We start from the raw sequence: 12,384 nt of genomic DNA, 5'->3' as shown, positions 1-12,384 counted from the left end.
CCACCCACCACCCCACCCTTACCGGGCGAGTTCACTGGGGCCGGCAACCGAAGGACGACCATGACGGCCGCACCTTCAGATACCCAACAGCGTGCCCGACCCGACCCATCAGTTCCCACGTTCCACGCCGAAGCAGTACTAGTGAAGACTCATGTGCCGTGCCGAGTAGTCAACGTTCCACCCATGAGCTGACCACCGTCGAACATTTGCCGACGTAGTGGCTCTGGATTCCTTGCGGAATCTAGATGCTCCTTAGAAAGGAGGTGATCCAGCCGCACCTTCCGGTACGGCTACCTTGTTACGACTTCGTCCCAATCGCCAGTCCCACCTTCGACAGCTCCCTCCCACAAGGGGTTGGGCCACCGGCTTCGGGTGTTACCGACTTTCGTGACGTGACGGGCGGTGTGTACAAGGCCCGGGAACGTATTCACCGCAGCAATGCTGATCTGCGATTACTAGCAACTCCGACTTCATGGGGTCGAGTTGCAGACCCCAATCCGAACTGAGACCGGCTTTTTGAGATTCGCTCCGCCTCGCGGCATCGCAGCTCATTGTACCGGCCATTGTAGCACGTGTGCAGCCCAAGACATAAGGGGCATGATGACTTGACGTCGTCCCCACCTTCCTCCGAGTTGACCCCGGCAGTCTCCTGTGAGTCCCCATCACCCCGAAGGGCATGCTGGCAACACAGAACAAGGGTTGCGCTCGTTGCGGGACTTAACCCAACATCTCACGACACGAGCTGACGACAGCCATGCACCACCTGTACACCGACCACAAGGGGGCACCATCTCTGATGCTTTCCGGTGTATGTCAAGCCTTGGTAAGGTTCTTCGCGTTGCGTCGAATTAAGCCACATGCTCCGCTGCTTGTGCGGGCCCCCGTCAATTCCTTTGAGTTTTAGCCTTGCGGCCGTACTCCCCAGGCGGGGAACTTAATGCGTTAGCTGCGGCACCGACGACGTGGAATGTCGCCAACACCTAGTTCCCAACGTTTACGGCGTGGACTACCAGGGTATCTAATCCTGTTCGCTCCCCACGCTTTCGCTCCTCAGCGTCAGTAATGGCCCAGAGATCCGCCTTCGCCACCGGTGTTCCTCCTGATATCTGCGCATTTCACCGCTACACCAGGAATTCCGATCTCCCCTACCACACTCTAGCCTGCCCGTATCGACTGCAGACCCGGGGTTAAGCCCCGGGCTTTCACAACCGACGTGACAAGCCGCCTACGAGCTCTTTACGCCCAATAATTCCGGACAACGCTTGCGCCCTACGTATTACCGCGGCTGCTGGCACGTAGTTAGCCGGCGCTTCTTCTGCAGGTACCGTCACTTTCGCTTCTTCCCTGCTGAAAGAGGTTTACAACCCGAAGGCCGTCATCCCTCACGCGGCGTCGCTGCATCAGGCTTTCGCCCATTGTGCAATATTCCCCACTGCTGCCTCCCGTAGGAGTCTGGGCCGTGTCTCAGTCCCAGTGTGGCCGGTCGCCCTCTCAGGCCGGCTACCCGTCGTCGCCTTGGTAGGCCATTACCCCACCAACTAGCTGATAGGCCGCGGGCTCATCCTTCACCGCCGGAGCTTTCAACCTTCTCCCAGGAGGAAGAAAGTATTATCCGGTATTAGACCCCGTTTCCAGGGCTTGTCCCAGAGTGAAGGGCAGATTGCCCACGTGTTACTCACCCGTTCGCCACTAATCCACCCCGAAGGGCTTCATCGTTCGACTTGCATGTGTTAAGCACGCCGCCAGCGTTCGTCCTGAGCCAGGATCAAACTCTCCGTGAATGTTTTCCCGTAATCGGGAGACACATCACGAGAGCGGAACAACCAGGTCGGAATATGACCCGTCGTCCACTGCGTCCTCGCTGTGTTGTGCCTACCCGATCCAATGGATCCGGCAGGACTTTTCAAAGGAACCACCAACCTGCCGAAGCAGGCCGGGGTATCAACATATCTGGCGTTGACTTTTGGCACGCTGTTGAGTTCTCAAGGAACGGACGCTTCCTTTGTACTCACCCTCTCGGGCTTTCCTCCGGGCGCTTCCCTTCGGTCTTGCGTTTCCGACTCTATCAGACTCTTTCGTGTCCGAATTCCCGGTCGAAGCGGGTCTTTCTTTTTGCCTTTCGGCTGCCTTTCGGCGTGTCCACTACTTTAGCGGATTCTCCCGGTTACTCATAATCGAGTCAGTGGGTCTGAATTCCGGGCATGCCGAAACTCGTACCCTCTGGGGTGAGTCGTAGGTAGTGGTTGGCCGCTTCAGGTCTGCGCGGCTCACGATCCGATGGACCGAACCAACAGCTATACCCGTGTCAAGCGACTCGGACAACATTAGGGGCCCCATCCGGGCGAGTCAAGTTGACCTGCGCCGCGGCACATGGGCGCGGTACGGGCTCACCGTGGGGTCCCCGTCGATCCAGAACCGCCAGGGGTGGACCGCCCCGTCTCCGCCCACTCCGGTCCGCGGTCCGTTCCGCACCTGGTCACGAGGGGTGGGGTGCCGTGGAGCACGGAGAGTTCGGCCCCCTCGTGGGCGATGGCGTCGGTGCCGTCCAATGCGCGGCCGATGTCCAGGGCGGTCGCGAGGCGGGCCGGGCCTTTGGCCAGTTCTCGGTCATTGCGGGCCGAAACTCGACGTTTACGCGTCAGCTCGGCGCCCTCGAAGATCTCGCCGGCCCGCAGCAGCACCCCGCTCGCCCTGCCCTCGGGGCCGCACACCAGGTTCATGCAGTGCCACATGCCATACGTGAAGTAGACGTACGCGTGGCCGGGCGGCCCGTACATCGCGTCGTTCCGCCGTGTCCGGCCCCGGAAGGCATGCGAACCCGGGTCGATCTCGCCGGCGTACGCCTCCACCTCCGTGAGGCGCAGGGCGATCGGGCCCTCCGGGGTGCTGCGCACCAGGGTGCGGCCGAGGAGGTCGGGCGCCACCTCCAGTACGGGGCGGTCGAAGAAGTCCCGCGTCAGCGGCGTACGGTCCGGGCCATCGATCATGAGGTTCGAGGTTACTGGGAACCGACTACGGTCGTCGCGCGTATGTAGGGGTCAGGACCTAGGAGGAGAAAACATGGGCTTCAAGCGGCTGCTCGCGAGCATGGGTGCCGGCGGCGCCTCGGTGGAGACCGAGCTGAGCGAGGTCAACGTCGTCCCGGGCGGGGTCGTCCAGGGCGAGGTGCGGATCCAGGGGGCTCCGTCGACCAGCAGATCGAGGGGCTCTCCGTGGGCCTCCAGGCCCGGGTCGAGGTCGAGGGCCAGGACCAGGAGACCAAGCAGGACATCGAGTTCACCAAGCTGCGCGTCGGCGGCGCCTTCCAGGTGCAGGCGGGGGCGGTGCATGTGGTGCCGTTCGGCCTGGAGATCCCCTGGGAGACGCCGATCACCATGTTCGCCGGCCAGCACCTGCACGGCATGAACATCGGCGTGACGACCGAGCTGGAGATCGCGCGGGCGCTGGACTCCGGCGACCTCGACCCGATCAACGTGCACCCGCTGCCGGCCCAGGAGGCCATCCTCGACGCCTTCGGCCGGCTGGGCTTCAGCTTCCGCAGCGCCGACATGGAGCGCGGCCACATCCGCGGTACGCGGCAGCGGCTGCCGTTCTACCAGGAGATCGAGTTCCACCCGCCGCAGCAGTACCGGGGGCTGAACCAGGTGGAGCTGTCGTTCGTCGCGGACGACCGCGAGATGGACGTCATCCTGGAGATGGACAAGAAGGCGGGTCTGTTCAGCGAGGGCAGCGACTCGTACCGCGCCTTCAAGGTCGGTCTGCACAACTTCCAGGAGACCGACTGGGCGGCTTATCTGAACCAGTGGCTGGCGCAGGTCGGCGGGCAGCGCAACTGGCTCTAGGGTCGGAGGCGTCATCCGACGGAGCCGACAGAGAGGTGCTGACGTGACCGAGCCGAAGAGGGCGCCGCTGCCGCACGACTTCCATCCGGAGGTTCCCTCGTTCACCGTGGTGAGCGAGGACATCGCCCCGGGGGCCGTGCTCGCCGACGCGCAGGTGTACGCGGCGGGGAACACCTCGCCGCAGCTGCGGTGGGAGGGTTTCCCGGCGGAGACGAAGAGCTTCGCCGTGACGTGCTTCGACCCCGACGCGCCCACGGGCAGCGGATTCTGGCACTGGGTGCTCTTCGACATCCCGGCGTCGGTCACGGAGCTGCCGGCCGGCGCGGGCGGCGGGAAGTTCGAGGGGCTGCCCGCCGGTGCCGTGCACGCGCGCAACGACTACGGGACGAAGGACTTCGGCGGTGCCGCGCCGCCGGCCGGCGAGAACCACCGCTATGTGTTCACCGTGTACGCGGTCGATACCGAGAAGCTCGGTCCCGACAGCGACACCCCGCCGGCGGCGGTCGGCTTCAACCTCCGGTTCCACACCCTGGGCCGGGCCCAGCTGGTCGCCGAGTACGCGGAGCCCGCCGAGAACGCCTGAGTACCAAAACTTCCGCATCCGTTTGCCCTGCCCTGGTCTTGGAGAGACCAGGGCAGGGCATTTTTTAATGCGTTGTCCATCACGGCGTGCCGGGGCCAGAGTTGATCCGGGCTTGCCAGGGGGCGGCCGGCACACGGGAGGTGGGCGAGATGCGGGACACGCTGGTACTGAACGCGAGCTTCGAGCCGCTGTCGACGGTGACGCTGAACCGTGCGGTGGTGCTGATCCTTCAGGACAAGGCCGTCGTCGAGCAGTCCCACCCCGGCCTCCGGATGCGCGGCGCCGACGTGGACATCCCGGTGCCCCGCGTGATCAGGCTCTGCCGGTACGTACGGGTGCCGTTCCGAAGACAGGCCCCGTGGTCCAGGAGGGGCGTCCTGGTCCGGGACCAGTACCGGTGCGCGTACTGCGGGAAGCGGGCGAGCACCGTCGACCATGTGGTGCCGCGGGCGCAGGGCGGGCAGGACACCTGGCTGAACACGGTGGCCTCCTGCGCGGAGGACAACCACCGCAAGGCGGACCGTACGCCGGAGCAGGCGGGGATGCCGCTGCTGCGGAAGCCCTTCGTGCCCTCCCCCGCAGAGGCGATGCTGCTGGCGCTGGGGGCGGGCGACCGCTCGGCGCTGCCGGAGTGGCTGGCGCGGTCCGCGGCGTAGCCGCCGTACGCCTCATGACGTCACCGGAGCCCGCCTCCCCCGGGGAGGCGGGCTCCGGTCGTTCAGCGCAGCAGCAGCTGGACGATGGCGGCCGTGCCGACCGTGACGATGAGGGCGCGCAGCAGGGTGGGGCTGAGGCGGCGGCCGACCTTGGCGCCGATCTGGCCGCCGATGGCGGAGCCCACCGCGATCAGGACGACGGCGGTCCAGTCGAAGTCGGCGACGAAGAGGAAGAACAGCGCGGCGATGCTGTTGACGACGGCGGCGAGGACGTTCTTGACGGCGTTGAGGCGCTGGATGGTGTCGTCCACCAGCATGCCCATGAGGGAGAGGTAGATGATCCCCTGGGCCGCCGTGAAGTAGCCGCCGTAGACGCTGGCGAGGGTCAGGCCGATGTAGAGGAGCGGGCCGCCGTCGGGGTGGGCGGGGGTGCCGGTGCGGGCGCGCCGGTCCTGGACGGCCTTGCTGATGCGCGGTTGCAGGACGACCAGGACGAGGGCCAGGGCGACCAGGACCGGGACGATGGTCTCGAAGGCCGTCGAGGGCAGGGCCAGGAGCAGGGTGGCGCCGGTGAGGCCGCCGACGAGGGCGCCCACGGTGAGCTTGAGGACGCGGGAGCGCTGGCCTTCGAGTTCCTTGCGGTAGCCGATCGCGCCGCTGATGGAGCCGGGGATCAGGCCGAGCGCGTTGGAGACGGTGGCGGTGACCGGGGGCAGCCCGGTGGCGAGCAGCACGGGGAAGGTGATGAGCGTCCCGGAGCCGACGATCGTGTTGATCGTGCCGGCGCTGATCCCCGCGGCGAAGACGGCGAGCATCTCCCAGATGGACATGGCGTATCCCCCGTGCATGAGCGGTGCGTGGTGCACCGATCATGCACGGGGGATGTACACGTCAGTCGACCGGGGGTTCCTCGCGTCGTTCCTTGCCGGTGTTGAAGCCGGGCGCGCCGCCGCCGAGGTTGCCGAAGGCGCCGCTGAGGCCCTTGAGCGCGTCGCCGATCTCGCTGGGCACGATCCAGAGCTTGTTGGCGTCGCCCTCGGCGATCTTCGGCAGCATCTGGAGGTACTGGTAGGACAGGAGCTTCTGGTCCGGGTCGCCCGCGTGGATGGACTCGAAGACCGTACGGATGGCCTGGGCCTCGCCCTCCGCGCGCAGGGCGGCGGCCTTGGCCTCACCCTCGGCGCGCAGGATCGCGGACTGCTTCTCGCCCTCGGCGGTGAGGATCGCGGACTGCCGGGTGCCCTCGGCCTGGAGGATGGCGGCGCGCTTGTCGCGGTCGGCGCGCATCTGCTTCTCCATCGAGTCCTGGATGGAGGTGGGCGGCTCGATCGCCTTGAGCTCGACACGGTTGACGCGGATGCCCCACTTGCCGGTGGCCTCGTCCAGGACGCCGCGCAGGGCCGCGTTGATCTCCTCGCGGGAGGTGAGGGTCCGTTCCAGGTCCATGCCGCCGATGATGTTGCGGAGGGTGGTGACGGTGAGCTGCTCGATGGCCTGGATGTAGCTGGCGACCTCGTACGTCGCCGCCCGGGCGTCGGTCACCTGGTAGTAGATGACGGTGTCGATGTTGACGACCAGGTTGTCCTGGGTGATGACGGGCTGCGGCGGGAAGGGCACGACCTGCTCGCGCAGGTCGATCCGGTTGCGGATCGAGTCGATGAACGGGACGACGATGTTCAGGCCCGCGTTGAGGGTGCGGGTGTAGCGGCCGAAGCGTTCCACGATGGCGGCGCTGGCCTGCGGGATGACCTGGATCGTCTTGATCAGGGCGATGAAGACGAGCACCACCAGAATGATCAGGACGATGATGATCGGTTGCATCGTTTCCTCGTGCCCTTCGGTTGATGATCGTCATCGAGTCTGACAGAACGGGCCTTGGTGTGGGGGCAGTTCGGTCACATGACGACGGCCGTCGCCCCGTCGATGTCCACGACGTCGACCTGTTGGCCGGGCTCGTAGCTGAATCCGGGGTCGAAGGCGCGCGCCGACCAGACCTCGCCCGCCAGCTTGATGCGGCCACCGCCGCCGTCCACCCGTTCCAGGACGACGGCCTGACGGCCCTTCAGGGCATCGATGCCGGTGGCGTGCACGGGCGCCCGGTCCGCGCGTTGCCGCCCCGCGATCACGCGTACCACGGCCGTCAGCGCCACCGAGACGATGACGAAGACCAAGACCTGGGCGACGATTCCGCCGCCGAGGGCCGCGACGACCGCGGCGGCGACGGCACCCACCGCGAACATGCCGAACTCGGGCATCGCGGTCAGGACGAGCGGAATGCCCAGTCCCACCGCGCCGATCAGCCACCACACCCACGCGTCGATGTCCACGGGGTCATCGTAGGTCCGCATGCACCCTTGCGAACAGGGCGCAACCGGGCAACAACGCCTAGCCGAGCGGCAGTCCGCGGGCGGTGTAGCGGTCGCCCTGGTGCTCGACCACGAGGGGCAGGCCGAAGCAGAGGGAGAGGTTGCGGGAGGTGAGCTCGGTCTCCATGGGGCCGGCGGCGAGCACCTTGCCCTGGCGGATCATCAGGACGTGGGTGAAGCCGGGGGCGATCTCCTCGACGTGGTGGGTCACCATGATCATGGAGGGCGCGTACGGGTCGCGGGCCAGCCGGCCGAGGCGGCGGACCAGGTCCTCCCGGCCGCCGAGGTCGAGTCCCGCGGCGGGCTCGTCCAGGAGGAGGAGTTCGGGGTCGGTCATCATGGCGCGGGCGATCAGGGTGCGCTTGCGCTCGCCCTCGGAGAGGGTGCCGAACTTGCGGTCGAGGTACTCGGTCATGCCGAGCCGGTCGAGGAAGGCGCGGGCGCGGTCCTCGTCCACCTTGTCGTAGTTCTCGTTCCAGGTGGCGGTCATGCCGTAGGCGGCGGTGAGCACCGTCTGGAGGACCGTCTGGCGGCGGGGCAGCTTGTCGGCCAGGGCGACGCCCGCGATGCCGATGCGGGGGCGGAGGTCGAAGACGTCGGTGCCGACGCCGCCGAGCTTCTCACCGAGGACGCTGACGCTGCCCTTGGTGGGGAAGAGGTAGCTGGACGCGATGTTGAGCAGGGTGGTCTTGCCGGCGCCGTTGGGGCCGAGGATGACCCAGCGCTCCCCCTCCTTGACCGACCAGGAGACGTCGTCCACCAGAGCGCGTCCGTCGCGGACCACGGATACGTCCACCAGCTCCAGTACATCGCTCATGAGCGCGTTGTCTCCCCATGCAGTGTCGAGATCGTCGCGTGCCTGTGGGCACAGCTCCCAGGGAAAACCTACGCCACCGCGCGAGTGCGGGCGGCGCTGGGCCCGCCGTCGCGGGCCCGGCCCCGAGCCACAGGGGACCCCTAGGCTGTCCGCATGCTTTCGGAACCACGTTCAGGGCTGCTGGCCGCCTGGGGGAACGCGTTGCTGGCGGGGCTCGTGTCGCCGGACGACGCGGCGCTCGCCATCGTCGGGGAGGACGCGGTGCACCGCGTCGAGGGGCTGCCGGGTGAGGCCGGACCGGTCGGGCTGACGTTCGCCCTGGGGCGGCTGCGGGCGCTGGGGGTGAGCGGCTTCCGGGTCGCGCTTCCGGTGCCGGGGCATCCGCTGGGGCTGAGCGGTCCGGCCGATTTCAACGCCCGGGCCCTGGAGGCGGAGGAGGCGGTCGTCACATTCGGCGCCCCGTACGGGCTGGTGCCCGAGGTGCGCGAGGCGGGCCCGGCGGGCGATGTGCACGTCGATGTGGTGTGGCACTGCCTGGCGGTACGGGAGGCTCCGCCGGCCGACGTGCCCTCGCTGGGCGAGGCGGAACGGGAGCTGGCCGAGGCGCTGCGGGACGCGACGGCGGTGCTGTCCCGGCTCGACGTGGCCGGTTCGGGGCCGGTGGCCGAGGCGGCGGTGGACGCGTACCGGGCACGGGCGGAGCGGGGTCGCGAGGTGCTGGCCCCGGGCTATCCGCCGAGGGCGGTGCGGGTCCTCGAGCTGGCCCAGCGGGTCGGGCTGCTGATCTCGGTGGCGTACGAGAACGGGCACGGCGGCGCGGTGAGCGCGTCGGAGATGGCGGCGCGGGGCGAGGCGCTGCGCCCGGTGGAGCGGGTGGCACGGCGGGCGCAGGTGGCGGCGTACAACGCGTATGTGGAGGAGCGGGCGCGGTAGGGGCGCGAGCGCCCCGGGCCCGCCGGAGCGGCAGCGCGTACGGGGCGGGGCCCCGGAGCGGCAGCGCGTACGGAGCGGGGCCCCGGAGCGGCAGCGCGTACGGAGCGGGGGCCCCGGAGCGGAAGCGAGCGGGGCGGGCCCGAGGGGCGGCGGCTGGGTGCCGGGCTCTGGGGGCGGGCCGCCGGTCCCGGCTTCCCCTCAGCCCGCCGCTCCGTGGCGGACCGCCCAGAGCGCCGCCTGGGTGCGGTCGGCCAGGTCGAGCTTCATGAGGATGTTCGAGACGTGGGTCTTGACCGTCTTCTCGGACAGGACCAGGGCCCGCGCGATCTCGCGGTTGGACCGGCCGTCGGCGATCAGGCCGAGCACTTCCCGCTCGCGCTCGGTGAGGGTGCTCCCCCGCCCGGTGCCCGTGCCCGGCTCGTCCTGGGCGAGCAGCGCCCCGGCCACCTCGGGCTGGAGCAGGACGTGCCCGGCGTGCACGGAGCGGATGGCGCCGGCCAGCGCGTCCGGGTCGACGTCCTTGTACACGTAACCGGAGGCGCCCGCGCGCAGGGCGGGGACGACCGTGCGCTGCTCGGTGAAGCTGGTGACGATCAGCACCTTGGCCGGGTTCTCCAGCTCGCGGAGGCGGCGCAGCGCCTCGATGCCGTCGGTGCCGGGCATCTTGATGTCCATCAGTACGACGTCGGGCCGCAGCTCCTCCGTCCTGGCCACGCCCTCCGCGCCGTCGGCGGCCTCGCCGACGACCTCGATGTCGTCCTGGATCTCCAGGAACGTGCGCAGGCCGCGGCGGACGACCTGGTGGTCGTCGACGAGCAGCACCCTGATGATCCTGTCAGCCACCGGGGATCTCCATCTCGATCGTGGTGCCCTTGCCGGGCTCGGATTCAACGGTGAGGCGGCCGCCGACGCCGCTGGCGCGGTCCCGCATCGAGACCAGGCCCAGGTGGCGCCCGGCCCGGCGGGTGGCGGTGGGTTCGAAGCCCCGGCCGTCGTCGGTGATCCGCAGCACCGTGGCGCCGTCGCGGCGGGCGAGGGTGACGTCGACGTGGTCCGCGTCGGCGTGGCGCAGGGCGTTGTGCAGGGCCTCTTGCGTGACCCGGAGCAGCGCTTCCTCCTGGGCTGCGGGCAGGGCCCGGACGCCGGTGCTGCCGAAGGTGACCCGGGCGGTGTGGGCCCGGTCGAGGACCTGGACCTGGGTGCGGAGGGTGGCGACGAGGCCGTCCTCGTCCAGGGCGGCCGGGCGGAGTTCCACGACGGCGGCGCGCAGTTCGTCCACGGCTTCGGCGGCGAGGGCGGCGACCTGCTGGAGCTCGCCCTTGGCGCGGACCGGGTCGCGGTCGACCAGGGCGGCGGCAGCCTGGGCGGTGAGCCGGAGCGAGAAGAGCTTCTGGCTGACCGCGTCGTGCAGCTCGTGGGCGAGGCGGGAGCGCTCCTCGGCGATGGTGAGCTCGCGGCTGCGTTCGTAGAGGCGGGCGTTGGTGAGGGCGATGGCCGCGTGCTGGGCGAGGATCGAGAGCAGTTCCTCGTCCTCGGCGTCGAAGCCGCAGACGCCCTCGGGCTTGGGGCACCTCTTGTTGGCGAGGAAGAGGGCGCCGATGGTCTCGTCGCCGTCCCGGACGGGCAGGCCGAGGAAGTCGGACATGTCGGGGTGGGCGCTGGGCCAGCCCTCGAAGCGGGGGTCCTTGCGGACGTCGGCGAGGCGCTCGGTCTTCCCGCCGTGGAGCATCGCGGCCAGGATGCCGTGCTGCCGGGGCAGCGGGCCGATGGCCTTCCACTGTTCGTCGCTGACGCCGTCCACGACGAACTGGGCGAAGCCGCCGTCGTCGTCGGGGACCCCGAGGGCGGCGTATTCGGCGTCCAGGAGTTCGCGGGCCGAGGCGACGATCGTCTTCAGGACGTCCCGTACCTCCAGGTGGCGGCTCATGGCGAGCAGCGCTGCGCTGACGGCGGCGAGGCCGGAGGGGGGTCGGTGGCTCATGCGCCTCACCGTACCGGCGGGTTCCGGCCCCCGTATCGGACCGGAGGCGGCCGGGGACCGGGGCCGAGGGACTAGGACCTGCGGCCGGTGCGCCGTGCGCGCGGCCGGAAGCGGCTGCCCCACGCCCCTCCGGAACGTCGCATTCCGCATTGCTACAGCAACACATGGTGAAGCTGTTACCCGCCCGATGTGAGGCCGGGCATAGGGCCCACGTCACTTACGAAGCTGCCTAGTGGACCGAAAAGGGCGATTTGGGGCGCGATGACCTGGGGGCGAAACGGGCAAACCGCCTGCCATTCCACTACCCGGCTTCGTACGTCACACCTTTGCCACGGCATTTTGCCGCCGCTAAGAATTGAGCTCGTCCCCGACGGAGATGCGTAGTCGCTCCCGTCTTCGTCCTCCGTGAGGACCCCCGAATTCGAAGAGGTAAGCCTGTATGTCCGCGTCCCGCTTCACCGGCCGTCTCCGTAACCTGAACAAGACCCAGAAGCTCTCCGCCGCCGGCGTCTCCGCCGTCGCCGCCGCTGCACTCTCCTTGTCCCTGGTGCCCGGTCACGCCGAGGCCGAGACCGAACCGCAGGCCCTGTCCGCCTCCCCGGTCATCTTCGACTCCGCGAGCTCCAAGCAGGCCCGGGCGATCCAGGACAGCGTCATCCAGCAGCACTCGACCGCCGAGAAGCTGGTCAAGGCCTCCGACGCCGCCAAGGCCAAGAAGGCCGCCGCGGTGAAGGAGAAGGCCGAGGCCAAGGCGGAGAAGGCCGAGAAGAAGGCCGAGCTGAAGAAGAAGGCGAAGGCCAAGGCCCACTCCAAGGCCAAGTCCCACAAGTCCGAGTCGCGCTCCAGCCGCTCCTCCGCCCGTACGCACATGTACGCGAACAACCTGGACGGCTGGATCCGGGAGTCCCTCGACATCATGCACAAGAAGGGCATCCCGGGCACGTACGAGGGCCTGCACCGCAACATCATCCGCGAGTCCAGCGGCAACCCGAACGCCATCAACGACTGGGACATCAACGCCCAGAACGGCGTGCCGTCGATCGGTCTGCTCCAGATCATCAAGCCGACCTTCGACTACTACCACGTCTCCGGCACCCCGCACACGCAGTACGACCCGGTCGCCAACATCACCGCGTCGGCCAACTACGCCGCCGACAAGTACGGCTCGATCGACAACGTCAACAGCGCGTACTGATCCACCGCGAT

General features: G+C 68.5%; 10 protein-coding genes, 1 rRNA gene and 2 pseudogenes. 5 read left to right on the top strand and 8 right to left on the bottom strand.

Annotated features, from left to right (window positions below; all coding sequences use genetic code 11):
- Positions 1–256: 256 nt before the first annotated feature.
- Together NEH16_RS25150 and NEH16_RS25145 are read right to left on the bottom strand one after the other, a co-directional pair.
- Positions 257–1,781 (bottom strand): 16S ribosomal RNA (locus tag NEH16_RS25150).
- Positions 1,782–2,346: 565 nt separating this feature from the next.
- Positions 2,347–2,987 (bottom strand): annotated as a pseudogene (locus NEH16_RS25145) (DNA-3-methyladenine glycosylase).
- A gap of 73 nt (positions 2,988–3,060) precedes the next feature.
- Here NEH16_RS25145 and NEH16_RS25140 point away from each other — a divergent pair.
- From NEH16_RS25140 to NEH16_RS25130, 3 genes and pseudogenes are all read left to right on the top strand, one after another.
- Positions 3,061–3,842: pseudogene (locus NEH16_RS25140) on the top strand (sporulation protein).
- A 43-nt stretch (positions 3,843–3,885) separates the two neighbouring features.
- A complete protein-coding gene (locus NEH16_RS25135; RefSeq protein WP_073968444.1) occupies positions 3,886–4,425 on the top strand; it encodes a YbhB/YbcL family Raf kinase inhibitor-like protein in 540 nt (179 codons plus the stop codon).
- A 149-nt stretch (positions 4,426–4,574) separates the two neighbouring features.
- Positions 4,575–5,081 carry an HNH endonuclease gene (locus tag NEH16_RS25130; RefSeq protein WP_265545090.1) on the top strand — a complete coding sequence of 169 codons (507 nt, stop codon included), beginning with the start codon at positions 4,575–4,577 and terminating at the stop codon, positions 5,079–5,081.
- Positions 5,082–5,143: 62 nt separating this feature from the next.
- Here NEH16_RS25130 and NEH16_RS25125 read toward each other — a convergent pair whose 3' ends face one another.
- The 4 genes from NEH16_RS25125 to NEH16_RS25110 form a co-directional block, all read right to left on the bottom strand.
- Complete coding sequence (locus NEH16_RS25125) at positions 5,144–5,911, bottom strand: sulfite exporter TauE/SafE family protein (RefSeq protein ID WP_073968442.1); 768 nt, start codon at positions 5,909–5,911, stop codon at positions 5,144–5,146.
- A 61-nt stretch (positions 5,912–5,972) separates the two neighbouring features.
- Positions 5,973–6,902: an SPFH domain-containing protein gene (locus tag NEH16_RS25120; protein ID WP_073968441.1), complete on the bottom strand. Its 930-nt coding sequence runs from the start codon at positions 6,900–6,902 to the stop codon at positions 5,973–5,975.
- A 74-nt stretch (positions 6,903–6,976) separates the two neighbouring features.
- Positions 6,977–7,408, bottom strand: coding sequence for an NfeD family protein (locus tag NEH16_RS25115; RefSeq protein ID WP_073968470.1), 432 nt, complete (start codon positions 7,406–7,408; stop codon positions 6,977–6,979).
- A gap of 58 nt (positions 7,409–7,466) precedes the next feature.
- Entirely contained in the window at positions 7,467–8,264 is a 798-nt protein-coding gene (locus NEH16_RS25110; RefSeq protein ID WP_073968440.1) for an ABC transporter ATP-binding protein, read from the bottom strand.
- A 153-nt stretch (positions 8,265–8,417) separates the two neighbouring features.
- On the opposite strand from NEH16_RS25110, the gene NEH16_RS25105 reads away from it, so the two are divergent.
- Positions 8,418–9,197: a hypothetical protein gene (locus tag NEH16_RS25105; protein ID WP_265545084.1), complete on the top strand. Its 780-nt coding sequence runs from the start codon at positions 8,418–8,420 to the stop codon at positions 9,195–9,197.
- 198 nt (positions 9,198–9,395) lie between these two features.
- Here the strand turns inward: NEH16_RS25105 and NEH16_RS25100 are convergent, their stop codons facing one another.
- Together NEH16_RS25100 and NEH16_RS25095 are read right to left on the bottom strand one after the other, a co-directional pair.
- A complete protein-coding gene (locus NEH16_RS25100) occupies positions 9,396–10,040 on the bottom strand; it encodes a response regulator (protein WP_073968438.1) in 645 nt (214 codons plus the stop codon).
- Positions 10,033–11,178 (bottom strand): GAF domain-containing sensor histidine kinase, encoded by a 1,146-nt coding sequence (locus tag NEH16_RS25095; RefSeq protein ID WP_073968437.1) that lies wholly within the window; start codon positions 11,176–11,178, stop codon positions 10,033–10,035. The genes NEH16_RS25100 and NEH16_RS25095 overlap by 8 nt, the downstream gene beginning before the upstream one ends.
- Before the next feature lie 439 nt (positions 11,179–11,617).
- Here NEH16_RS25095 and NEH16_RS25090 point away from each other — a divergent pair, with 439 nt between their 5' ends.
- Complete coding sequence (locus NEH16_RS25090; protein ID WP_265545081.1) at positions 11,618–12,373, top strand: transglycosylase SLT domain-containing protein; 756 nt, start codon at positions 11,618–11,620, stop codon at positions 12,371–12,373.
- Positions 12,374–12,384: the final 11 nt, after the last annotated feature.

Source organism: Streptomyces drozdowiczii, from assembly GCF_026167665.1.
Lineage (GTDB): Bacteria > Actinomycetota > Actinomycetes > Streptomycetales > Streptomycetaceae > Streptomyces > Streptomyces drozdowiczii_A.
Note: the sequence above shows the minus strand (reverse complement) of the source record. Positions and strands in the feature narration are given on the sequence as shown.